The organism is Alteromonas sp. ABH4_454 (assembly GCF_056311775.1).
In genome coordinates, this window is sequence record NZ_CM149972.1 from 922,830 (window position 1) to 947,311 (window position 24,482).

Annotated in this window: 21 protein-coding genes; 8 read left to right on the forward strand and 13 right to left on the reverse strand. The window is 43.5% G+C overall.

What is annotated here, in order from left to right; genetic code table 11:
• Nucleotides 1-103: 103 nt before the first annotated feature.
• The 7 genes from ACYX4W_RS04065 to queD form a co-directional block, all read right to left on the reverse strand.
• The gene (locus ACYX4W_RS04065; RefSeq protein ID WP_476074749.1) at nt 104-1,000 is read right to left on the reverse strand and encodes an HNH endonuclease; all 897 of its coding nucleotides are present in this window, start codon (nt 998-1,000) and stop codon (nt 104-106) included.
• Complete coding sequence (locus ACYX4W_RS04070) at nt 1,000-2,274, reverse strand: ParB N-terminal domain-containing protein (protein WP_476074750.1); 1,275 nt, start codon at nt 2,272-2,274, stop codon at nt 1,000-1,002. The genes ACYX4W_RS04065 and ACYX4W_RS04070 overlap by 1 nt, the downstream gene beginning before the upstream one ends.
• A 142-nt stretch (nt 2,275-2,416) precedes the next feature.
• On the reverse strand, nt 2,417-3,076 hold the full coding sequence (gene queC / locus ACYX4W_RS04075) for a 7-cyano-7-deazaguanine synthase QueC (protein WP_476074751.1): 660 nt from the start codon (nt 3,074-3,076) through the stop codon (nt 2,417-2,419).
• Nucleotides 3,077-4,171: a DGQHR domain-containing protein DpdB gene (gene dbpB / locus ACYX4W_RS04080; RefSeq protein WP_476074752.1), complete on the reverse strand. Its 1,095-nt coding sequence runs from the start codon at nt 4,169-4,171 to the stop codon at nt 3,077-3,079.
• Between the two features lie 2 nt (nt 4,172-4,173).
• Entirely contained in the window at nt 4,174-5,424 is a 1,251-nt protein-coding gene (gene dpdA, locus ACYX4W_RS04085; RefSeq protein ID WP_476074753.1) for a tRNA-guanine transglycosylase DpdA, read from the reverse strand.
• 7 nt (nt 5,425-5,431) lie between these two features.
• The gene (locus ACYX4W_RS04090) at nt 5,432-6,376 is read right to left on the reverse strand and encodes a DUF6884 domain-containing protein (protein ID WP_476074754.1); all 945 of its coding nucleotides are present in this window, start codon (nt 6,374-6,376) and stop codon (nt 5,432-5,434) included.
• Nucleotides 6,369-6,728 (reverse strand): 6-carboxytetrahydropterin synthase QueD, encoded by a 360-nt coding sequence (gene queD, locus ACYX4W_RS04095; protein WP_476074755.1) that lies wholly within the window; start codon nt 6,726-6,728, stop codon nt 6,369-6,371. Before queD ends, ACYX4W_RS04090 begins: the two co-directional genes overlap by 8 nt.
• Before the next feature lie 189 nt (nt 6,729-6,917).
• Here queD and ACYX4W_RS04100 point away from each other — a divergent pair, with 189 nt between their 5' ends.
• Nucleotides 6,918-7,103: a hypothetical protein gene (locus tag ACYX4W_RS04100; protein ID WP_474834174.1), complete on the forward strand. Its 186-nt coding sequence runs from the start codon at nt 6,918-6,920 to the stop codon at nt 7,101-7,103.
• Here the strand turns inward: ACYX4W_RS04100 and ACYX4W_RS04105 are convergent.
• Entirely contained in the window at nt 7,100-7,282 is a 183-nt protein-coding gene (locus ACYX4W_RS04105; protein ID WP_476074756.1) for a helix-turn-helix domain-containing protein, read from the reverse strand. The two genes, ACYX4W_RS04100 and ACYX4W_RS04105, sit on opposite strands and share 4 nt — an antisense overlap.
• Before the next feature lie 167 nt (nt 7,283-7,449).
• Between ACYX4W_RS04105 and ACYX4W_RS04110 the strand changes: the two genes are divergently transcribed.
• Nucleotides 7,450-7,641: a hypothetical protein gene (locus tag ACYX4W_RS04110; RefSeq protein ID WP_476074757.1), complete on the forward strand. Its 192-nt coding sequence runs from the start codon at nt 7,450-7,452 to the stop codon at nt 7,639-7,641.
• A 46-nt stretch (nt 7,642-7,687) separates the two neighbouring features.
• On the opposite strand, the gene ACYX4W_RS04115 is transcribed toward ACYX4W_RS04110, so the two are convergent.
• Nucleotides 7,688-9,385, reverse strand: a complete 1,698-nt coding sequence (locus ACYX4W_RS04115) for a class I SAM-dependent methyltransferase (RefSeq protein WP_476074758.1) — start codon at nt 9,383-9,385, stop codon at nt 7,688-7,690.
• 200 nt (nt 9,386-9,585) lie between these two features.
• Between ACYX4W_RS04115 and ACYX4W_RS04120 the strand changes: the two genes are divergently transcribed.
• The gene (locus ACYX4W_RS04120; protein ID WP_476074759.1) at nt 9,586-11,679 is read left to right on the forward strand and encodes a TonB-dependent siderophore receptor; all 2,094 of its coding nucleotides are present in this window, start codon (nt 9,586-9,588) and stop codon (nt 11,677-11,679) included.
• 501 nt (nt 11,680-12,180) lie between these two features.
• On the forward strand, nt 12,181-14,907 hold the full coding sequence (locus tag ACYX4W_RS04125; RefSeq protein ID WP_476074760.1) for a TonB-dependent receptor plug domain-containing protein: 2,727 nt from the start codon (nt 12,181-12,183) through the stop codon (nt 14,905-14,907).
• 124 nt (nt 14,908-15,031) lie between these two features.
• Here ACYX4W_RS04125 and ACYX4W_RS04130 read toward each other — a convergent pair whose 3' ends face one another.
• On the reverse strand, nt 15,032-16,252 hold the full coding sequence (locus ACYX4W_RS04130; protein ID WP_476074761.1) for an acyl-CoA dehydrogenase family protein: 1,221 nt from the start codon (nt 16,250-16,252) through the stop codon (nt 15,032-15,034).
• Between the two features lie 232 nt (nt 16,253-16,484).
• Here ACYX4W_RS04130 and ACYX4W_RS04135 point away from each other — a divergent pair, with 232 nt between their 5' ends.
• From ACYX4W_RS04135 to ACYX4W_RS04150, 4 genes are all read left to right on the forward strand, one after another.
• Nucleotides 16,485-17,408: a LysR family transcriptional regulator gene (locus ACYX4W_RS04135; protein WP_476074762.1), complete on the forward strand. Its 924-nt coding sequence runs from the start codon at nt 16,485-16,487 to the stop codon at nt 17,406-17,408.
• Nucleotides 17,409-17,608: 200 nt separating this feature from the next.
• Nucleotides 17,609-18,370: an MBL fold metallo-hydrolase gene (locus ACYX4W_RS04140; RefSeq protein ID WP_476074763.1), complete on the forward strand. Its 762-nt coding sequence runs from the start codon at nt 17,609-17,611 to the stop codon at nt 18,368-18,370.
• A gap of 201 nt (nt 18,371-18,571) precedes the next feature.
• The gene (locus tag ACYX4W_RS04145; RefSeq protein WP_476074764.1) at nt 18,572-19,963 is read left to right on the forward strand and encodes a YcjX family protein; all 1,392 of its coding nucleotides are present in this window, start codon (nt 18,572-18,574) and stop codon (nt 19,961-19,963) included.
• Nucleotides 19,960-21,045, forward strand: a complete 1,086-nt coding sequence (locus ACYX4W_RS04150) for a DUF697 domain-containing protein (RefSeq protein WP_476074765.1) — start codon at nt 19,960-19,962, stop codon at nt 21,043-21,045. Before ACYX4W_RS04145 ends, ACYX4W_RS04150 begins: the two co-directional genes overlap by 4 nt.
• A 98-nt stretch (nt 21,046-21,143) precedes the next feature.
• Here the strand turns inward: ACYX4W_RS04150 and ACYX4W_RS04155 are convergent, their stop codons facing one another.
• The 3 genes from ACYX4W_RS04155 to ACYX4W_RS04165 form a co-directional block, all read right to left on the reverse strand.
• Nucleotides 21,144-22,370: a threonine/serine exporter family protein gene (locus ACYX4W_RS04155; protein ID WP_474857257.1), complete on the reverse strand. Its 1,227-nt coding sequence runs from the start codon at nt 22,368-22,370 to the stop codon at nt 21,144-21,146.
• A gap of 211 nt (nt 22,371-22,581) precedes the next feature.
• On the reverse strand, nt 22,582-23,715 hold the full coding sequence (thiH, locus tag ACYX4W_RS04160; protein ID WP_476074766.1) for a 2-iminoacetate synthase ThiH: 1,134 nt from the start codon (nt 23,713-23,715) through the stop codon (nt 22,582-22,584).
• Nucleotides 23,712-24,482 carry a thiazole synthase gene (locus ACYX4W_RS04165; protein WP_476074767.1) on the reverse strand — a complete coding sequence of 257 codons (771 nt, stop codon included), beginning with the start codon at nt 24,480-24,482 and terminating at the stop codon, nt 23,712-23,714. The genes thiH and ACYX4W_RS04165 overlap by 4 nt, the downstream gene beginning before the upstream one ends.

Consider the following 24,482-nt stretch of genomic DNA (forward strand, 5'->3'; position numbering starts at 1 on the left):
AAAATTAAAGTTTAGCTGTACTAGTTCAAAACTAACTCTTTGCCGATACCAAAGATTCTGGGGTAACGGGCAGATCAGCTTTAAGCTAGTACAAAAGAAATTACTAACTTGTACTGCACTGATAGCAAATAGTAACTAAATTTGTCAAAAGAAATCCTCCGTCTTGTCTAACTGGTCTAATAGTCAACTCATTTTCTTCTGAATTACACGATGTACACTTAAAGTTATCAATTTCTAGACGATTATAAAACATCCTAGCTCTGTGCCCCCACGGGATATCCTCTATGGATTGATAGCAATTTTCAAACTCTTTGACTAATGGTATGCCTAAACCATTATCTTTACCACGGTTACACATTAGACATAAAACTTGCAGATTATCTATACTATTATTGCCATACCCGGATATAGGGTGAATGTGATCAACTTCTTTAGATAAACACTTTAGTTGATGCTTTTCATTATAAAGAGGTTTAAATTTGTCAGGTGATTGGCCACCTGACTCTTGTACTTTCCTATCAAACTCTAACTCCGCTTCTTCGCTAAATGAAACCTTACATGAATTGCAGCGATTGGATTGACTCTTTATCAGTTGTTCTAACTTATCCCTAACATTACCTCTCTTCTGTTCCCATTCAACTAAAGTTTTAACTACACTTATAGCCAATTTATCATTAAGTTCGCCATTCAATTTGAATTCACTAGCAATGTATTGTTTTACAACATTGACTCTAGATTCAGAGTTTGTTTTGTCCCAATTTATTGCTCTCACCGGGGCCAAATGCATTGCTAGACGAAGCCTGAACTCATAAAGCGAAAGCCTGCTGTTTAACTCATCTAACTTTAGGGTTGAAATTAAACTGTCTAAAGTGAACTTTTGAAGTTCTTTATTCTTAAGTTCACTTTGCCCTAACTTGTTTCTTTTTTCAGTTGTATTAAATAACGTAGTAGACAATATCCACTGGCATAATTCAAATTCAATATGCGAAGTGTCAAACATTATTCTTCCTTGAATATATCCAAGTTAGTTATAAATTTTCCTTGGTTTTGGATCGCTTTATCCATACAAGTTCTTAAGCGCTGATGGCCCCTTTGTGTGTCCAGGCTTTTTGCTTTCCATTCTGTAACAAAAAAAGTTTCAGGTAAAAAATCTAAAGCTACGGCTACTTCTTCTTCGATTTGTATTACGTCATTTAAAGGAGAACCTTCATTTTTTCTTATTCTTCTCGGCATATCCTGATTCATAGAGTCCAAAATTAACTCTTGCAAAACAATGAGAGATACTTTGTAGAATAATTGCCCTTCACCTTCCGTAGCACTTCTCCAAGCATCTGGATATTTGGATCTGACTGCACTCCAAAGATGAAAAAATGCACTTAACCTATATTCGTTTTCCTGTAAATCCCAGTTATTAACGTCCTTCACTAATAATTTATATTTTCTATGGAGATGCATAAATTTACTTACTAACTGATAAGCAATATTTTCAGTAATGGCTCCATTTTCACCTTCAAATCCCATATCTATGAGGCCGCGAAATGGTGAATCACGATCGTTGTTCATCTTGTGAGTCCATTCAGCCTGTTTTGCTTCAACACCTGCTTGTTTGAACCGGTCATAAAGATTTGCAATCTCTTGTTTACTAAGAGATGTTGATATAATTTTTCTGAGGTGCGTTTTATTTAGTGGCTTTGCTTTATTGTTCAACACATAAAAGTGAAAAACTTGCTCCATGTGAGGTAATCCAGGAATGATTATAACGGGAAACTTTACATCAAAATCTGGAATTTCCTTAGCTCCGAATACCCTATGCTGACCATCAAGAATTAAACCAGGTTTCGATAATCCTTTAAGGAATCCCTCTATTTCAGCCTTTTTTGTTGGTGTTAGATCAGGAAAGTTTTGTTTCGCGTTCCTTAAATTAGCGGTTAATTCTGCTAGATATGATTCTGGTGGAATATCATCGGTTATATCATCTTCTTCCACGTTTCCTGAAAATTCATCCTTGATTTTGCTATCTATACTTTCAATCTCTTGTACACTAAGTCTTTTTTCGAAAGATTCTAAAGTTATTGAAAGGAGTTGCTCTAAGTTTCGTTCTGCGGTTGAAATCACAATTTCCGGTTGGGTAATTTCGTTATCATTGACCCGGAAATTTTTTTCATCGACAGCGATAATAATAGCATTCGGAATTATGTTGTTTATTGGGTCTTCTAAAATAAAATCACTGATTTTTTCAAACCTTGAATCTAAGTCTCTCTGGTATCCAGCCATGAACCCCTCTTTACTTCGGGGGACATCGCACCATTCCAAAATATTTGAAGCTGAACAAGATGTCACGTAAATTGGTTTTGATTCAGGAGTTTGATTTATCTTTAGCGCGGGATACTTATATTCCATATATTCTATTTTCCCATTAAATATATTCAATTAAATCTGTAGATTTGTTCATTGCAAATGCTTCTAACCTTTCAACACACGAGCCACATTTGCCGCAAGCTTTTTCGAGACCTTTATAACAGGTCCAAGTTTTAGAGTAATCTAACCCCATTGCTAGGCCATCTTTTAAGATTCCAGTTTTATCTGAGTTAAGGTATGGAGCATATACTTTGACTGGTTCAAAGTTAGCTATTTTGGAAGCCTTATCCATGATTTCAACAAATTCCGGTCTGCAATCTGGGTATATCACATGATCACCAGAGTGCGCTCCATACCATACTTCACATGCCTCAATATTTACTGCGTACCCAATAGCCAGAGACAGTAAGATCATATTCCTGTTCGGCACTACGGTCGATTTCATATTGTCGGCTTCGTAGTGGCCCTCTGGTACGTCGATTTGGTCAGAAACCAACGATGAATTAGTGAACAAGGAGCTTATACTTTGGATATCTAGTATTTTATGCGGAATAGAATGTTCTTCGGTAACCTCTTGGGCACAGATGAGTTCCTTGCTGTGCTTTTGGCCATAATTAAATGATAAAGCATAAACCTCATGACCGGCATGAAGAGCTTTGTGAAGAACGGTAAAAGAATCCATACCGCCTGAATAAACCACGACTACTCTACTCATCATTTATCTCCATACTTCATTACGATACTTGCGTAACAAGTGATTGGTAAGAGTTTGTAAATCTTTAGAGATGTTTTGTAGTTCATTCCATTTTACTTTGTGGTCGATACCAAAGTCCCAGTACCCATTAGTCCATTTACAATGTGGTTTTAATAGCTCTAAATCTTGTTTGAATTGCTCTTTAGATACTAAAGCGTCATGAGTTTCAGAATGATAACGATCGTATATTGCATCCATCACATGTCCCATTGCTGAGATGCCTGCACCATGCATTAATCGTGAATCTTTTGGGTTTACGTCCCAAGCCTCAGGAAATACCTCGCTTATTGCGGTCCAGTAGTTACATAACAACGTAAACATAGAGTCAATATCGCCTTCTCCTGTTTCTGAATCTCTAAACCTATAAAGTGCACCTTCTGTAAGGCTACTTTCAATTAACTTCAAAATAGAATTGTCTTTAATCTTCCCATCAGGATTGGTCGCTGTTTTGATCATCCGATACATAGGCGACGCTTTCTGATAATTCAATTCATCTAATAACTTTGCAGGGAAACGTTTTTTCTGTAAAGGTCGAGCGAGCTTTGTTTCAGTAAATGGTAACAATTCATAAATTAACCCTTTAGGTAAAGGTTTTGTAGAATTTACTAGTATAAATTGCTCTCTTTGCTCTTGCGTATCGTTCGTTATAAATGCCGATACTGGCATTTGAAAGTCACCGCAGTCTGCCTCTCTTAGAGCTGCTGAGCGTTGCTGACCATCTACTACCCACCCAGGCTTAGTTTCTTCGGCATCAACAAGTGGAATTTTAAGTTCACCAAAAGTACCGTCTTCCGACAAAGGAGTAAAGGAAACCCGTTCATCAAATGCTATTACGATTGCGTTGGGAATCATCGGGTTATCTGACTCTAGATATCTTGCAATTTCTCCAATGTGAGAAGATACTTCTGGGCGTTGATACCCGGCTAGGTTATTTTCTTCCCGTTTAACCCGAGAAATAGAAGCGATTTCTTGAATAGATTTTCCATTGATCGCGAAGCTGAAAAGTTCTCTCTTGGGACCTTGTTTTATTTTCAAAGCAGGTATAGTCAGCATTTTCATTATTATTCCGAAATTTTCTCTAGTTCTTTGCTAATTGCATTATAAGCGTTGTAAAGATTATGAAAGCCTCTCCGGCGATTACGCGCAGCAGCTCGCTTTAGAATGACATGTATTCCAATATCTTGGCATATTTCACAAGGACAGCTTTTCCAAGGTGCGTCAGTTAACACCTTATCCATTAACTCTCTTCTGCTTTTCAGATGCGCATTTTTCAGATACAGCTTTTCATATTCGCATAGTGAATTTAATGTTTCTTCTTTTGAAACGAGCCCCTTGTCAAACTTATTAATTAAGTCCAAGCATTGCTTTTCTAATTTAAAAGCTTCTTCTTGGCTTACAGTGCCGCTAGCTACAAGTTTCCTCATTGTGTTGTTAGCGTCTACTTGAGGGACTGCTATCGATGTATACTTATGAGTTGGGGTATGGTAATTGAACTTTTCGTCTTTTAATCCTTGCATTAACGGTGAGGTAGAGTCGAAACTGGTGACACCATACTTATAAAATTCGGTGATATACTCAAGCCTGTTAATCCCAAGTAAATGCAGTTGCGTTTTCTTATTTCTTACTGTTTCTACCCGTTTCAGGATGTCTAGAATATCTTTAGTTTTGAGGGGAATCATGCCCCCTAAAGCTATCCGAGAGTACCCCATCGTTTGGAGTTCGTTGACTGATTCAGCATAGGAAGTCGGGTTCCAACCATGAGCAACTCCATAAGGCGTAAAAGGCTCATTTTCTGATACTTTCAAAAACTTACTTGCGTTCTCTAGGTTTAGTTCTTTTCTTCTCAAGCATTCAGTCAAGCGCTCGTCTACAACCTTTGGTGTTTTAACGTCATCATTTTCATAGTCAAAAATGATATGGTCCATCGCGATACCATAGGTCATTCCCGAGTTTGTGTAGAACTCTGCCACATCCTCAACAGTGTAAGGTGGTTCTTCTTCTTTTACATAGCTAAAAGCACCGCAGTCTCCAATAGTTTCATAGGATCTTGGTAGCCTGAAAAAGCGATAAATCCCTTCTCTAAAAAAGCGCTGTCTTTGTGCTACAGAATATCTACCTTTTACTCCACTTAAGCCCTCTACTATAGCTTTTGATACGAGAATTCCATCATAAACAGGCGATGAGAAAATTTCATGGGCGTATTTGTCATCTCTTTGGATAACTCGGTATTCATTGTTTGTTTCAGTAAGGAAATCAAACGTAGGGTCGACAAAATCGTGACTGTCGGGAAAGTAAAACTTAACTTTTTTCATTCTCTAACTAGCATTTAGTGTTGTTTGCGCTTTGATATAGTCTAAAGAAACGCTTTTGTTCGCACGAAAAACCTTCATCTCTGAACTGTCTAAGAAGTACAGAAGCACTTGTCTTTGTAGCAGTCGTGAGAGTTAGCTTAACTCTTATTTTTTCCAGTACTTCATCATCACTTAGCTTTTTAACAGGAGGCCTTATCACATCTTGAATTTCACTTTCTATGACTTCATAGGCTTTTTTCATTTTAGAAAGACTAAATTGGGTCTTTTGTCCTTCTTTCAGAAGATACCTCGCGACCCTGTTGTTAAGCGAGATGAGTGAACCTTTTATTTTGTTATGTGTTCGTAGTTTTTCTTTCGTTTTTACCGAATAAGTACTAAGTGCACTATGAATATCGCTCGAGACGATCAAAAGGTGGTCAGCATCAATAACTCCAGCAGAGATACAGTTGATTATGCTTTCTTGAACTACTTTTAAGTAGGCTGGGGCAGCAGCAATAATGAATATATCGCCTTTATGATTGGTAAATAAGTCTTCAATCGATAAAGAGACGTGGTTAGTTTCAACTAGTTCGTTCCACCAACGCCTATTTCGTTCATTTTGGGGGAAGTCCAAAGCGAAATTAGCACCAATAGAGTTTTTCGAGCCTGTAGCAAATGTTGCATCGTACTTTGTTATTTGGCAATTTGCATTTATGAGTCCGTACCCGGCCGATAAAATCCATAAATCGTCTGTATATTTGTTGAATATATCCCTTGCTACAGACCAATGGTCGCCAGTGTAAACATTTAGTGCTTTTGCTTTTGGGCTATTATCTAACAACTTATCAAGCCACTCACTAACATTAATGCTTCCAGTTTTTCTGATCTCAGATAAAGAGACTGGTTTCCCTAGTTTTGTAGACTTTGATTGTGTACAACTTGTTATAAAGTGCACTTTACAGTCGTTAGCCACGATAGATAACCCCAGACGTACAAGTTTCTTTTATCTCTACCGCGCTCAATTGTGGCAATAAAGGCTTTAATTTATCCCATATCCATATAGAAATTACCTCTGCGGTTGGATTTTCCAATCCATCGATTTCATTCAGATAATTATGATCTAGCATTGAAATAATAGGCTTTGCGATTGATTTAATATCTGAGAAATCAATAAACCACCCATCGGTTTCATCAATGTCGTCTTTCAGATACAGGCGAACTTTATACGAATGTCCATGAAGTCTTCCGCACTTATGACCTTTTGGTACATTAGGCAAAAAATGGGCTGCTTCAAATGTGAAATCTTTATATATCTCTACAGTCATTTAATGACCTCCTCTTTATATGAACATTGTATCGCAATGTCGCGCGCGACAGCTATACCGAATATCTGTTAAATGGCTTTATATGGTGTTATTTTTATTAAGAATGTATTAGACGGTGCTGTAATCTGTTTATATTGACATATATTCGATGAGGAACTTTACTGTACTAAGGAACGTTTAGGGGAAGCTATGATGAAAGAACAAGAATTGGTTCACTCTTTAGAAAGAATTGTAGAGGTTCTAAAGCAAAACAAAAATGGTTGTAAAGAAGAAGCAACCAACATAGCACTGGATGCGTTAGGTGTTCATGTCGAACACAATGTAATTCGAGAAATTTTAAATTCTACACAAGGCGATTACCGTCACCCTTCTTAGTCGTCTTTAACTTTTTCAAGCAAATCGCCAACACTGCAGTTAAATAGATCACATATTTTTTCTAAAGCTTCTATGTCAATTCTGGTGGCATTTTCTTTATAGAGAAGGGTGATGGTGTTCCTATTGAGACCAGTTTCCCTAGCCACATCTGCGACTTTCATTTTCTTCTCGCCCATCATTTTGGCTAAATTACACTTAATCAAACTGCTTAATCTCAACTCTTAAATAGAAAAATAGTTGAAAATGTCATTCAGGGTGCTATTTTGTCATTCTGGGTGGCATTTTCAACTTGGTCACATTCCATCTATAAAGTTACCATCTAATTTTGGCAAAAGTGAAACTATCTATGTCTAAATATGTAACAACTGCAGAGTTGGCTAGATTGATAAAATATGATGCCCGAACGATAAGAGAGCAGTTGGTTGATACTGTGCTTATCCAAGGCGTTCACTATATTCGCCCGTTTGGTGGCAGGAAGATATTGTACGATTGGGAAGTAATAGAAAAAGATATGCGACTTTTTTCAAGCGCTCGGTAAGACGCATTTTTCTGTGATTTACTGAGTTGTATTAGCTTGTTCATTATCATCGCCAATCCTCCAACTGTTGCAACGCTTTAATACGATCACGTTGCAGCGCGAACGCTTCAAATACGTCATCAAAGTTTGTGTTGCGCGGGCTTAAATTCGGAAGAGCCAAATTGGCTTGACTGAAAAATTCTGCTTGGTTATTCCGCCAACCTTGCTTCCACCAAGAGATAATTTGTTCACGAGAACTAAAAAGCTTCAAGCCAGTGGGTAACTTGTCTGATTTATTAGCGTTTATGCTCGATTTCGTTGGTAGCAAATTCCACAGGTCGTTGTTAGGCCATCGTGCAAACGGAAAAGCGTGATCGATAGCGTAGCTAGATAACCTCAAACGCTTACCTGACCAACAGCATACAACATCTTCACTTTCTAGTAATTCGTTAACGCGTTTTCGAATCCTTGAAGTGGTGCGTTCTGGATCGTCCCATTTAAGTGCATTTAGATAATCTGCTTTAGTAAGTGGCCTTTGTTTGTTTAAACCATAACCTGCCATTAAAGATGACCACTCGTTAATTAATGTCGGTTCAATCCACACGCTAAACTGTGTTAGTGAGTCCCAAATGTGCACAGGCACGTAGAACTTTCCTAGCGAAGACAAAAACTTGAAGTCTAATAATAAATCTGTTTTGGGTTTTTTAGTTTGATTAAGCTCTACGTGAAAAACACTTTTATCAGTACCAGGTAACGTGGTGTGTTTTGCGGGCATATTTTTTACAGTCGAAGCGATGTCTTTTAAAGTTCGGTAAATCGCTTGTACCGTTGCACTATCTGAATAGTGCGCGCCAATATAAAAATCATTACTGGAAAAGGCTGTAATCTGCTGCCAGCCGTCAGTTTTGATAAACCCCAACCCTCTACTAGAGTTGCTGTTTTGTTGCATTTCAAACTTATCAATTAACGGTTTATAAAGCTTCAACCAATAAAGGGCTACTAACCCAACAGGCAGAATTACGTGCTCGTTGGTTTGTTCTATAACCGCGCCCGGATGGCCTTCGGCTATTCTGAGTAGTGTCCGTAAAAGTGCAACCTTATATGTTGAGGATTTACTGTCGTTTATTACGATGTTTCTAATTAACGGAAATGCGCCTGTACCGTTATCGGGTAGTGTCAGTAAAACCGTTTGCCATTGAACGTCTGCGCGACCCAACTCATCGTTCGATTTTTCAGGGGTAAGCAGTCGATAGGTAAGCCCGAATTGACTTGCAAACTTAGCCAGTTCATCTGCTGAAACAGGGTACATGGTACGTTCGTCAGCGCAGTTGCCATGTCGCAGCGAGATAATTAACGTGCCATTAGGCTTTAGCAAAGAAGATAGCTTTCTAAAAGCCCGTTCTCGCGACGATGGCGCGATGTGCATCCAAACTGCACTTAGAAGTATCAAATCAAACTTTGTCTGCAAGCGAAAAACTTCAGTTAGTTCAGGTAATGAATCAGATATCCAATGAATTGGGTTTGAAACGGTATAGCCTTGCGCGAGTTCTCGAATGCCAGAGGCGGGTTCAACTGCGACTACACCTAAGCCTTTTGCTGCAAAATAACGAGCATCGCGACCGGAACCAGCACCTACATCCAGCACCATTCCTTCTTTAGGTATTGCCTGTAACCAGTCTTTGTGAACAGACTCGAAGGGTATGCTATCGTATTGTTTCGCAAGTTGCGAAGCGTTGGTTGAATAGTACGTTATATTTTGGGTCAAAACCGCTAACTTGTTGCCAGTCCATTGAGTTTCTATTTCTAAATCATTTACCTAATAAACTCAAACATTCCTTTCTAACAGCACCTCTCTAATTACCGAAAAGTAAATAATAACAATTATCATTTAAATTAATTTTAAGCTGTTTTATACTCCTGCCCCGAAAACATACAAACCCTTCAAAACCAATAACAGAGAAAACCATGAAATTAAGCAGTTTATTTGCACTAACGCCTATCGCGTTTGCATTGTCGGTAAATGCGCAAACTACGCAAAACGATACGGTAGAAGTTAAAGAAGCAGACGTTGAAAAAATTCGTATTGTTGGCGTTCGTCAAAATCGCGTTAGCCGCGGTGCAACGGGCTTAACCATGGAAATTAGCGAAACGCCGCAGTCTATTAGTATTCTTTCTGAAGACTTAATGCAGTCGTTTGGCGCGTTTAATATTAATGATGCGCTAAAGCTAGCGCCGGGTATTAATGTAGAAGAGTGGGAAACTAACCGTACTAACTACACCGCCCGTGGTTTTGAAATTAAAAACACCCAAATAGACGGTGTTGGCCTGCCGAACGACTGGGGCATTGTTACCGGTTCTGTAGAAGCTTACGGTTATGAAGAAATTGAAGTTATTCGTGGTGCCAACGGCCTGCTAACCGGTGTAGGTAATGCGTCGGGTACCATTAACTATGTGCGCAAGCGCCCAACGAATGAAGAGGGCGGTGAAATTGGCGCAAGCATTGGCTCGTACAACTTTAAGCGCGTGCAAGGCGACTATTCAATGCTGCTTACTGAAGACGGCAGCTGGGCAGCCCGCGTATTAGCAAGCGTTGAAGATAAAGAGTCGCACCTAGATGGATTAGAGAACGATCGCAGCTTTGTTTACGGTGTTATCGACGGCCAGTTAACCGACAACGCTACCGTAACTTTTGGTTTGTCTTATCAAGATGCAAACACCGACGGCAACACCTGGGGCGGGCTAGTATTTAACTATACCGATGGTACCCAAGCCGAGTGGGACATTAGCGATACCACGGCTCAAGAGTGGTCGAAATGGGATACCGAAACCACCAATGCGTTTGTAGAGCTAGATTACGTGTTCGACAACGATTGGCAGCTTCTGCTTAGCTATAACTACCGCGACTTTGAAGATCAAAGCAAACTGTTCTACGCCTACGGCGCAATTGATAAAGACACAGGCTTAGGCCTTGTTGGCTGGCCGGGTCGTTACGACTCAGAGCGCGATTCTCATCTTGTAGAAGGCCGTGTATTTGGTGATTTCGAGCTATTTGGTCGCAATCACGAAGTGAACTTTGGGGTAAGCCATGCTACTAGCGATGATGTGTCTTTTGTTCACGCCTTTGATTACGCTGCAACTCCTGCCTATGGCCCAACACCCGCGTTTCCTTATGCGCTTGATGCCATTGCCGAGCCAGAGTGGCTAGCTGCCGCTGAGTATTCAAATATTGAGCAAAACCTAACCCGTTACTTCGGTTCAGCCCGTTTTAGCGTTACCGATGCAATGCATGTTATTGCTGGCTTTAACGCTATTGATTTTGAGCGTACAGGGCAAAACGCTGGCGCGGTTATCGATAACTCAGAAAGCGAAGCCAGCCCTTACGTTGGTGCCACTTACGCGGTAACTGAAGATGTGAATGCGTACGTAAGTTATTCAGATGTGTACCAGCCGCAAGAACAGTACGACATTAACGGCCAGTACCTAGACCCTACCAAAGGTCAAAACTTTGAAGCGGGCGTGAAAGCCCAATGGTTCGACGACCGTTTATTAACTACGTTTTCTTACTTTACTGCCGAGCAAGATAACCTAGCCGCCTACGCTGGCACTAACCCAGAAACGCTACAGTATTACTATGAAGGCGTATCGGTAGAGTCTGATGGTTTTGAAATTGAAGTAGCCGGCCAGGTAACCGATGCATTGCGTGTTAACGCGTCTTATACCGCTATCGACGTAGAAGACGAGCAAGGTAACGATGCTAACCTTTGGGCACCGCGCGACGTAGTTACTTTCCAGCTAGCGTACACAGTGCCGCAAGCTCCAGAGGTTGAAGTAGGCTTTGGTGGTCGTTGGCAGTCTGAGATAAGCAATGTTGATTATAACGTTGAACAAGGTGCGTATTTCTTGGGTAATGTGTACGCATCGCAAGCGTTTACTGAAAACCTAACCGTTCGCATGAACATCAACAATATCTTTGATAAGAAATACATCAATAGCCTACATACCGTGGGTTACTACGGCGCAGGCATTAACGCGCAGCTAAGTGCTTCATATAGCTTTTAATTAAAGCGCTGTATTTAAGTGATGGTAGCTAATCTTTAAGGGTTAGCTACGGCTTCGCTTTTAATTGGATACCATGCCCGCCGTGTAAATGCATACCTAGCAAAACACTGTGGGCATTTTTGTTTCTTAATCTTAATTCCCTCACATTACCTACTAGCAACGCTATGCGCTAGTTTAACGCGCAAAAGTGCGCCCATTAAAAACCTAAAGAATCGTTAATCCTTTTTTGCCTAGCGCTGCCTACCGTCGAAAGCATCGCTAATTCTATCCTTCTGTAAATTCGTGAAAGCAGGATTATCCTAAAGGCTAATATAAATTGCGCCTTATGAGTGATAATTATCTCTATTGGTAAGATTTTTTAGTTGTTCTGTTCTAATTATTCAGTGTTTATTAGTTTGGCTGTCACGCACGTTAGCTGCGGCCACTTATAAGTATTGCTCACGCCAATAATAAAAATATAAAAACCATATAAAAAACAACAAGTCTTGAAGGAGAAACACAGTGGATCAAGGTAACTTCCCTAAGGGGAAAAAACTTAATCGAATAACCTCAGCCATTATTGCTAGTTCGTTACCGTTTTTTGCGGCAATGTCAGCGCCTACTTTTGCACAAGAAGCAGAAGAAAAAGCAGAAGATGTTGAAAATATAATTGTAACCGGTACGCGTATGAGCAACCGTTCAGCGGCTGATTCACCCGTACCTGTAGACGTAATTACCGGTGATGAATTCCGTCAAAACTCATCTAGCGACGTGCAAGATATGCTGCGTACTAACGTACCGTCGTTTGATGTAAACACCCAGCCAATTAGTGATGCGGCTACCATTGTGCGCCCGGCTAACATGCGCGGCCTATCACCAGATAACGTGTTGGTGTTGGTAAACGGTAAACGTCGTCACCGCGGCTCAATCATTTCTTTCCTAGGCGGTGGTATTTCAGACGGTGCGCAGGGGGTGGATATTTCAGCAATTCCTTCGCTTGCGCTAAAACAAGTTGAAGTACTGCGTGATGGTGCATCGTCTCAGTACGGTTCAGATGCTATCGCAGGCGTACTTAACTTCTTACTTCGCGATAACGACGAAGGGTTTGAGTTCCGCGCAAACTACGGCTCTACCTATGAAGGCGATGGTGACAACTACACCATTTCTGCTAACGCTGGTTTCTCACTAGGTGCCGACGGCTTTGTGAACATCACTGGTGAAATTCGTGATGTTGAAGGTACCGTGCGCTCAGTAGTACGTAACGACGTTCAAGGTATGGTAGATGCGGGTTACTTAAGCCAGTCAGACTTTTCTACTATCAATACCTATACCAATGAAGTGCCACAGTATTGGGGCCAGCCAGACGTAGAGGACGACTATAAAGTTTTTATTAACTCAGCGTATGAGCTAAACGACAAAGCTGAACTTTACCTATTTGGTAACTACGGCAAACGTACGGTTACCGGTGGTTTCTTCTACCGTAACCCAGTAACCGAAGGCAGCCAACGCGGCGGTGTATATGCAGGCCCACTGGTTGACCCACTAACAGGTTTAGAAGATCCAGACGGTGTACACTCAGTGCTTGTAGGCGACCTTGATGGCGTTGGCGTAGGTGGAAGCTGTATCGACGGTATTCCAATTGGCGGTAATGGTAATGTATTCCCAGACCCAACGTTCCTAGCGCAAGTACAGGCAGACGATAACTGTTTCTCGTTTATCGAAACTATTCCAACGGGCTTTGTACCGCGCTTTGGTGGCGATAACGAAGACATGGCGTTTACTGTAGGTGTACGTGGTGACTTAGAAATTGGTAACGGCTTAGGTTACGACTTCAGCGCGCAGCGTGGCTCTAACCGCACAGATTTCTTCATTAAAAACACCATTAATGCCTCGTTAGGCCCAGATACGCCTCGCGACTTTGTACCTGGTGGCCAAGAGCAAACCGAAACCCTAGTTAACCTTAACTTTGTGTACGGTGTTGATGTAGGTTTAGCGTCTGACTTAAATGTTGCGTTTGGTGCTGAATACCGTAAAGAAGAGTTTGACTTATTTGCCGGGGATGAAGCGTCTTATGCGCTTGGTCCGCTAGCAAGCCAAGGCTTCTCATCTAGCTCGAACGGTTTTGGTGGTTTTCCTCGTGATACTAGCTCGTCACAAGACAGTAACGCGGTCTATATTGACTTGGAAGCTGACGTAACAGACCAACTAACCTTGCAAGCAGCGCTGCGTCGTGAAGACTTCAGTGAATTTGGTGATACTACCGACTTTAAACTGGCCGGTATTTTCCACGTAACGGACGACTTCCGTTTACGCGGTGCATACTCAACCGGTTTCCACGCGCCAACAGCGGGCCAGGCAAGCATTACTAACGTTACCACGCAAAACGTGAATGGTGTGCTAATTGACCAAGGTACACTGCCATTATCATCGGCGGCAGGTCAGCTAGCGGCTGATTTCATTGAAAGTCAAGGCAACGGTCGTCCAGAGCTAGGGCCAGAGGAAGCGGTTAACTTCTCATTCGGTGCATCAATTGATGTGGCAGATATGAGCTGGACCATCGACTTCTACAACATTGAAATGGAAAATCGTGTAGCACTAGGTGCCAACGTAAACTTCCTAGATGCGCTTAATTTCGCTGGTGGCGGTACAGACTACGCAACCGTATCTGAAGCGCTTACTGAGCTTGATGCGTCGGGTATTATCGACCGCTCAGACTTTATCGGTCTAGATGACCTATCGCAGTTCCGCTTCTTCTCGAACAGCTTCGACACCACTACACGCGGTATCGACATTGTAGGTAACTACAGCTTCGATTTATGGGAAGGCAATTCACGTATTACGCTAGCGGCAAACTACAACGAAACCGAAGTAGACGATGTAGGTACGCTTAACCCTATTGGTGAAGGCCGTGTTGCTGCAATTGAAGACTTACTGCCAAACCTTCGCGGTAATATTTCATGGACACACACCCAAGGGGCACTTCGCACTCTAGTTCGCGCTAACTACTACGGTGGTTGGGACGACACAGGCAATGGTGTAGACGGCATTGATGCGGCTATTTTGATAGACGTAGAAGCCAAGTACTCTTATAGCGAAAACCTTGATCTTGTTATTGGTGTGAACAACCTGTTCGACGAATACCCAGAAGAAAACCCAAGCGCAGGAAGCTTAGGTCAGCTTTACTCAGAAGCTAGTCCGTTTGGTTTCAATGGTGGTATGTGGTACGTGCAAGCGCGCTACACTTACTAAGCCTTAAAGCAATAAAAAATGCCGTTTCATTGAAACGGCATTTTTGTTTCTGGCCCTAAATTGGGCGCCTTATAAGTAGGCTTCTATCAAGCTTGCTTTGTTTTCAAACGCCCTTGTAGAAAGCTTATTGATATTTTTTAAGTTCTAACCTAGAAACCATACCCTTGTGCACTTCGTCAGGGCCATCTGCCAAGCGAAGGGCTCTTGCGCCAGCGGCAAAACGGGCGAGTGGGAAGTCGCTACACATTCCCGCGCCACCGTGAATTTGCAGTGCCATATCCACTACGCTTTGCAACATGTTTGGCACTACCACTTTAATGGCCGAGATCTCTGTCATAGCGTGCTTAACGCCTAAGTTATCTATCTTCCACGCCGCGTGAAGAGTAAGTAATCGCGCTTGCTCAATCGCCATACGAGCATCGGCTACGCGTTCTAAGTTGCCACCTAAACGGATGATAGGCTTACCAAAGGCAACCCGTTCGTGTCCGCGTTTAAGCGCAAGCTCTAACGCTTTTTCTGCCATGCCGATAGCGCGCATACAGTGGTGAATACGGCCAGGGCCTAAGCGACCTTGTGCTATAGCAAACCCTTTGCCTAAACCCATGATAATGTTGTCTTTGCTTACGCGCACATTGTCGAAATGCATTTCGCCATGGCCGTAAGGCGCATCGTAATCGCCATAGGCATCTAGCATGCGCTTAATGGTAATTCCGGGTGTATCTAGCGGCACTATCACCATACTGTGGCGGCTGTGTTTGTCGTTATCTGGGTTCGATAAACCCATGAAGATGGTAAATGCTGCGTTAGGGTGCCCCAAGCCTGTCGACCACCACTTCTTGCCGTTAATAACGACGTCGTCACCATCTTCAATGATGGTTGCCGCCATATTGGTGGCATCAGACGAGGCAACGTCAGGTTCAGTCATGCCAAACACTGAGCGAATCTCACCAGCCAGTAAGGGTGTTAGCCACTGTTCTTTTTGTTCATCGTTGCCGAAGTGATAAAGCACTTCCATGTTGCCGGTGTCTGGCGCATTACAGTTGAATATTTCAGGGGCAAATAAGTATTTACCCATGCGTTCAGCCATTGGCGCGTATTCCAGTGTGGTAAGGCCTTCACCTAGTTCAGCATCGGGCAAGAATAAGTTCGCTAAGCCTGCTTCACGTGCCTTGGCTTTTAGTGCCTCTGTGCCAGGGTGCAGCTTCCAGTTTTTCCAGTCGCCGTGGTTATTCTCTTTATGATGAAAGTCGTAAACCTCATTTTCAATTGGCGCAATATGCTCAGCAATGAAGTTATCCAGCTTTTCTAATAAGGCTTTGGTTTTGTCGTTATGTGAAAAATCCATAGGGTACCTTTATTTTTAAATTGTTCGCTTTAGTTTGTAATGCTTGCAAGCAGCGTATTTAGGCTTTGCATCACATGATTAGCCTGCTTGTTAAGTGCACACTAAATTCATGTTTCTTAGCTATCGCCTAAGGTGTGAAGTGCTTCGTTATCTTCATACTAGAGAAACTTGCTCAGTGAATGAAATGAAATATAATCCTTAGATGGTGTGAATACTATTCATGGTTTAGGCAATGCTTGAAAGCAGACAATTTGAAAAACTCGATCTGAATTTATTGAAGGTGTTTGAAGCCCTTTGGCAGCATAGAAACATGACCCGTGTGGCTGAAGCGCTGCATATTACACCGTCTGCCGTTAGTCATGCCATGCGCCGATTTCGGGATATTCTAGGTGACCCGCTTTTTGTAAAAGAAAAGCAAAGCATGTTGCCTACCGCTGCCTGCGAAAGATTAGCGCCAGCCATCTTAAAAGCCTTGAGCGATATTCGAAAGGCGTTAGGGGAGTTTACCGATTTCGACCCGTTACGCAGCCATCAACGTTTTGTTGTTGCCATGCAGGAGTCGTTAGAGTTAGGGGTTTTGCCCATACTGCTGTCAACCTTGGAGAAACAAGCGCCTAATATCGAAATAGTAAGCACTCGCTTACATCGCGATACCATGTTGGCAGACCTATCAAATCGAAACCTTCATTTAGTTATTGATATTGGCCGCGCCGTTGCCGCGCCTATTTCACACTCGCTATTGCGTCGCGACACCTACAAAGTGCTGATGAATAAGCACAACCCATTAGCGCAGAATTTAGATAAGAAAAGGTATGTGGCGGCCCGTCACATTACGGTGTCTAACCGGGCTAAAGGGGCATCGGTAGAAGAAATTGCATTGCAACAGTTGGGAGTAAGTCGGCCTTCTTTGTGGCGCTGCCAAAACTATCGTGCGGCTGCTGATGTGGTGGCTAATACCGAGGCTTTGTTAACCCTACCGGGTTCTGTAGCCGATGCAGTAAGCGATGATAACTTGATAAGCACTAAACTGCCTTATCAAATACCCGCACTGGAAACACACCTTTACTGGCATAGCCAGCAAGAAGGCGAGCCAGGGTTGATGTGGCTGCGGGATTTAATGCTACACTTGTTCGCTGAATCTGGTCTTACCAGATAGGTTCTGATAGGATTTAACCCAATCAATGCTGGTGACACACGGGTATTAGCATAAGGTTTTACGTAGTAATGGCTGGCAACTTTCACAGTAAAAAGCGCCAAGATATATGGGTAATACGTGGGTAACTAGAAGTAAGTGCTTAGGCTTATTAGGAAGTACTTTTAGCAAGCGTTACAGGTTCGGGTGAAAAGGAAGCGGTAATGAAAATTCACACATTAGCAGGCTATATACAGCACATTTATCTTGTTGAAGACAGCAACGGCATACTATTGCTTGATGGCTGTAGCCGGGCCGATGTAGACAATGTGTGCAAATACATTACCCAAACCCTAGGCCGCCCGTTAACCGACTTAAAGCTTGTTGTGGTTACCCACATGCACCCCGATCACGCCGGTGGGGCTATTAAATTGCGCAAGCGTACGGGGGCACAAGTAGCATCACACCCCAAAGCGATTAAGTGGTATGCGGGCTTTGCCGGGCGTACCGCTCACGGTATTGATTTGCTGCTAACCTGGTGGGTGGCAAACCGTATTGGCAAGCCTAGAATGCCTATTTGGTATAACCCAATATTAGCGCCAGATATCACGCTTGCCGACAATCAGCGGTTGCCGGGTTTTCCCGATTGGCAGGTAATGTACACGCCGGGTCATACCGATCACGACCTAACCCTTGCGCATATTCCCACGCAACAGGCTTACATTGCCGATGTGTTGGTACAGGTTAAAGGAGAGCTAGTACCGCCATACCCCTTATGTCACCCCAATCAATATCGTGAAAGCTTGAAAAAATTGGCGCAGTCACAAATTGATACATTCTTTTGTGCACATGTACCGCTAACTAAAAAGTCGGATATTGATTTTGAGCATGTTATCGAGAATGCACCTCGCAAACCTAAGAACCACTGGCACTCCAGTAAAAACCGTATAAAGAAAAAGTTCTTTAACCAAACTCGCGAACATTAACTTTCAGACTAAGGGTAACCTTACTTTTCCTGCTAAACGGCGTGTTTAAATGGCACTGCCCTTGCTTTTACACGTACAAAACCTCATTACTCTTATATCGCGAACTTTATAGCAAAGTAAGTGCAGTCCCTCTCGGCACGTTATGTTTGTTGGGATAGGCTCAAAGGTATAGGAGCTGCAAAGGCAGAATATAAAACAATAATGCAGAAAAATATCGCTACGCTTTTTGACAAAACTCGGGAAATAGCGTCGCTAACCGGCGACAAACTAAGTAGTGCGTTTAACAAAGAAACGCACCGATTCACTATTACTGGGCTAAGTCGAAGCGGTAAGTCCATGTTATTTACCAGCCTTATTACTATGCTGAAAAGCCGTAGTGAAGAGGGTTATGCGTGTTTGCCCCTGTTGCGATATTTACCGCCTTCCCACGTGCTTGATATGCGCATTGAGCCCATTGAAGGCTATAAACCATTCCCGCATTTGCAGAATGTTGCTGATCTTGAAAACGGCCAGTGGCCTAAAGCGACTGAGGAAGCGTTTGGTTTTAAGTTAGTGGTACGTTTAAAAGAAACGGCTTCACTAAAGCGCCATGTTTTGCCCCATAGCGAAGTGGTGTTTGAATTCATTGATTACCCTGGCGAGTGGGTAACCGACATTCCCATGTTAAGTAAAACCTATGCTCATTGGTCAGACTCTGCGTGGGCGCAGCTTAGCAGCGGACCGCAACAATATTTTGCCAGCCAGTGGAAAGCTTTTGTTAATCAGTTCGACTTTGAACAAGAGCCCACAGAACAGCGCATTCAGCTGTTAGTTAACGCCTACCGAGATTATTTGGTTGAAGCTAAAGCGAACGGTATATCTTTGCTGCAGCCGGGTAGTTTTTTATTAGAGTCGAGCGACTTTGATTGGCAGGCCTTTGGCTTTACGCCGCTGCCTTCTAGCATTACCAGCGATGTGTCGCACCCTTGGTTTAAAATCTTTGATAAGCATTTTTCAAAATTTCAAAGCGGGTGGTTAACGCCGTTAAAACAGTCCATTTTCAAAGAAACCGATAAGCAAATTATTTTGGTAGATTTGTTTGAAGGGCTTAACCATAGCAGACAGCATTTGTATCAGCTAAAGGAAACCCTAAGCCATTTGGCCGATACTTTCGTGTACGGGCAAAGCAATTGGTTTTCGCGCAATGTGCTTAAAAAAGAACAAATAGGCAAGGTGGCGTTTGTGGCCACTAAGTCTGACTTGGTGCCGGTAAGTCAGCGCGGTAATTTACTTAATTTGCTTACCCAGATTACCGAAGGGGCACGAGCACGGTTCGACGGTAAACCTATTCAGTTTGAACATTTCTTAGTGTCTAGCATGCAAGTCACAGACGACGGAAGCAATGAAGACGCTATTCGCTATAAAGACAGCGAAGGCCGCTATGTAGAATCTACGTTTGAACCCATACCCAGCACACTAAAAGATATGGAAGAGGGCAGTCATTTCCCAGTACCTAATGTGAGTGTGCCCAGCGATTTTAAAGCGCGTATTTTAGCAGGTAAGGGCGTAGACAGATTGCTTCAGTTTTTACTGGGCAAAGGAGAACAAGAATGAGCGAAAAACCTTATACATTTGATGAAAGCCCAGAGCCGTTTAGCTCGTCCGATATTAGTAATTCGCCCAGTTCGACCGTTTCTAGAAGTGACGCGCTTTATGGCGCGAATAGCGATCAGCAAGATAATGCAGACACGCATTCTCAAACAGCGTCTCAGGAAGACCAACAAACTAGTGCGGTGAACAAGCCACAGTATAAAACCAAGGTTAAAACGCAAACCTTAGATATTGCGCAACCGGAAACCAAGCTTCCGCAGCAGGTTGGTGAAGATGTGTGGGAAGTTGAAGCTAAGAAAGACGGTTTTTCGTTAGGTGCCGCCACCTTGGGCTTTGGTGTAGTGTCGTTAATTGGCTTTTTTGTATTTGAAGCCTATACCACCCTTGCGGCGAACCTTTCTGAGCACCCCATTGGTACAGGCGTTTTGGGTGCGCTGCTGGTGGGGTTTGTTAGCTGTTTCAGCTTTTTAAGCTTTAAAGAGTGGCGTGGCTATAAGCAAGTAAATACAGCGATGGAAGATGCTGGTGTTATCCGGGAACTACTGGCTAATAACGGTAGTGAAACATCGCCGCAACAAATAGACCGCGTGTTAAGTCAGCACGGCAAACGCTTTTCTAGAGGGTCTTACGCGGCCCATTGTTTCGACCGTTACAAGCAGCAGCTTCAAGATGACATGACGGGGCTAGAACGCCTTGGTCTTTACGAAGATACGGTATTAAAGCCTGTTCAAGAAAAAGCACATAAGGTACTAAATAAAGAGTCGGTGACCGCAGGAAGCCTGGCGTTTATTAGCCCAAATAACCTTATTCAAACTTTTGCCGTGGTTTGGATTAGCTTTCGCACCATTCGCCGTATGGCGCGAGTATACGGGTTAAGGCCAAGCACAGCGGGTAACTGGAAGTTACTAAAAGTACTGGCACAAAACATTGCGGCACAGGGCGTGTTCGACTTGGCTACCGACGAAGTAGCCAACCAGATTGGCGGCAGTTTGTCGGCCAAGTTTATGGAAAACTCGGCTGAAGCCATTGCCGCTGGCGCGCTTAACGCCCGTTTAGGACGAGCGTTAATCAAGTTGCTTAAATAGCACGTCTTGCCCACTTGTTAGGTTGCGCTAGCAATTTTGCGCAGCCTAATGGTACCAGTCGCGCTCTAACGCGAAACCCTCAGGTTACTGCATTAACGTTATAGCGCCTTTTTGGTGGGCATAACCACGTTAGCAAAGATAAGCCCCGCCACTAGCGACATAAAGATCAGAAACACTTCTTGGCCCAAATGGTCGGCCTTTACAAAGTCTTGGCCGGTCATAAACGAGTTCAAGCCAATATAGGTTTTAGAACCCGGCACCAGAACAATAAGCCCGTGCATTGCAACAATGGTGGCGGGCTGATCGGCAATGCGGGTGAACGCATTAGCAAAAATGCCTAGCGCAAATGCGCCTACGAATGCACCAAGCCCGGGGCTCATGTAATCTGAACTCCACGCAGTTGCACTGTAAGCAATAAACGCAGCTGCCAGTGCCCAAGGTATGTGCTTAATACGGGTTCTAAAAATGGCCACAAGAGCAATACACAGCAGGAACACCGCTAGCCAAGTTGCCCAGTAAGGCAGGGATTCAGCAGGGGTATACACGTTTTCACCAAATACGCTAAAGCCTACTGATACACCCAAAAACGCACCGAAATACAGTTTAAATAGCTGCATAATGGCGTCCATTGTACGGGCGGTACCCGACACCATATTTCGCGATGAAAGCTCGGCTAAGCCCATCGTCAGCGCAAGCCCAGGCACAAATACAATGACGGAAGAAAGCACAACCAAAGGAATATTAATGCCCGGGTCAACGTACTGGCTTATGGCACAGGTTAAAATGCCGCCTACAAATGCGGTAACAGGCTCTAGCATTAGGTTTACACGCTTCGAACGTTCTGCCCATAACGTCCACAGGTAGGCCACAATTCCCAGCGCAGCAGACCAACCTATTTCGCTCCAGCTTGCACCCATTAGCATAGCGAATGCGCCGGTGGCCATGGCAAATGCCGTACCGGTAGATAATTTACCGTAGGGGCTGCCCATCGCATCTATTTCATTTAGGCGCTTATCGGCTTCTGCTAGCGAAAGGTTTCCCGATAGTAGCTCGCTGGCTAATTCGTCGGTTAGCGACAGAGCATTCATGTCCAAATCGCCTGGCTGCAATCGCGCCGAGTGGTTGTACTCATCTTCGTGACGGTCACTCCAGATAACAAAAGTAAGCGAGGTTGGAGTAGAGATAAAAGAAGCATGTACACCTAAATACTCAGCCACGTCGCCAAGGTAGGCCTCTAGCCGAAATGCAGGCGTACCGTATTTGTGAAGCATTTTTCCAAGCTTCACAATAAATTTTCGAATTTGAATAAATTCAAAAGTATCCAACGCCAATTCCTTAACTTCTGATAAATGTAATATGGGATAAATAAGACGAAAAAGCCAGACACACAGGTAACGTGCCTGGCTAAAATTTGGGCGGATTCTACGGAGGGTTTTACATGAAAGCAAAACAAATTTTTTATTTGTTTTGCCCTAAAAAAACTAATCTTTTAATGCGTGATAAAGAAGCGTTTAACTGCCGCTTCAACGGAAACATTTATGCTCGTGCTTCAAAGGGCATCCAATCCTTCCAAACAGGCTCTAGTCCTTTCCTAGCAATTGCGTTTACCACTTCTGGCACCGAGCGGCTATCATCAATATCAAACTGATTTAAAGCCTGTGAAGGTTCGCTGTAACCGCCTGGCTGAGTTTGAGATGCAGCACTCATTGATGTTATCCCAAGCGGCATTACGCCGTCTCTGAATACCGCCGACTCGCGGGTAGACAGAGATAATTCCGCTTGCGGGTTAAACAAGCGATGAGCACATATCAGCTGCAGCAGATCTCTTTCGTTAGGTAGTTTGTTATTGGTAAGAGCGTTGCCGCCACTGCTATTACCTTCACAGCTTCTGAGGCGCGGAAAAGCAATAGATACACGGCTTTGCCAATAGTGCTGCTGTATTAATTTGCCGTGAAGGGCGGTCATGGCACTATCAACTCTCCAGTCACCTAAACCAAGTAACGCACCTATGCCTATTTTATCGATACCGGCCTGCCCTATGCGGTCGCTGGCTTCCAGTCTCCATAAAAAGTCCTGTTTCTTACCTCGGGTATGATAGCTGGCGTATTGCTGGGGCGAATAGGTTTCTTGATATACCAAAACAGCATCTAACCCTTGGTGTTTCAGTGTTTCGTATTGCTCCCTTTTTAGCGGCTGCACCTCCATCATAAGGTAGCTTACCTTGTCGCGAATGGCGCTGAGGGTTTGCTCAAAATAGTCTATGCCCACTTTGGTTTCATGTTCGCCAGTTACCAGCAATACCTGAGAAAAGCCCATATCTTTAATAGCTTCAATCTCGGTAAGCACTTCACTTATAGATAGGGTCTTGCGCTTTATTTTGTTGCTCATGGTAAAGCCGCAATAGGTACATTCGTTGGCACACAGGTTCGACAGGTACAAAGGCACGAATAGCTGCATGGTATTGCCAAAGCGATGACGGGTTAGCGCCTGCGCGCGACTTGCCATGGCTTCCAGATAATGTGAGCCGGCAGGTGAGATCAGCGCCATAAAGTCGTCTAACGAAAGTGTATTTGCGTTTAACGCTCGCTCTACATCGCTCGCGGTTTTACTGTTTATCGATAAAGCAAAATGCGACAAATCTTGCTGCATTAATGCCTGTGCTACCTTCATAGTGTTGGCTCCAAAAAGGCAGTAAGTGGGCTAGAGGCCTGCGCCAAATCAGATGTTGCACCAAGCCCTGCTTCAAACGCTTTTCGGCCTGTTTCTACAGCGCTTGCAAAGGCCTCTGCCATGGCAACAGGGTTTTGGGCGGTTGCAATAGCCGTATTTACTAATACTGCGTCAACGCCCATTTCCATAGCCGCCATGGCTTCACTGGGCTTGCCAATACCCGCATCGACAATGACTGGAATAGACGATTGCTCAACAATAATTTGCAAAAAAGGCTTAGTTTGTAAGCCTTGATTACTGCCTATAGGGGCGCCTAACGGCATAACAGCGGCGCAGCCTGCTTCTTCTAGGCGTTTACACAAAACGGGGTCTGCGCCACAGTAAGGCAGCACGTTAAACCCTTTCTTTACCAAAGCCTCGGCGGCCTGAAGAGTTTCGATTGGGTCGGGCAGCAGGTAGCGCTGGTCGGGGTGAATTTCCAACTTTATCCATGGGCTACCTAGTGCTTCATAAGAAAGTTCTGCGGCAAATATCGCTTCTTGGGCATTTTTAGCCCCCGATGTATTAGGCAGCAGGGTAACCCCTAACTCTCGAAGGGCCGTTAGCGTTTCGTCTTGCGCGCTATTACTTGCCACGCGCTTCATTGCCAGGGTAACAATGTTACTTTGTGCAGCGGCCACCGCGTCTTTCATAGTGGCGGCGTTGCTGAACTTTCCTGTACCGGTTAAAAGACGTGATGAAAAGGTGTGGTTTGCAAGCGTTAGCAT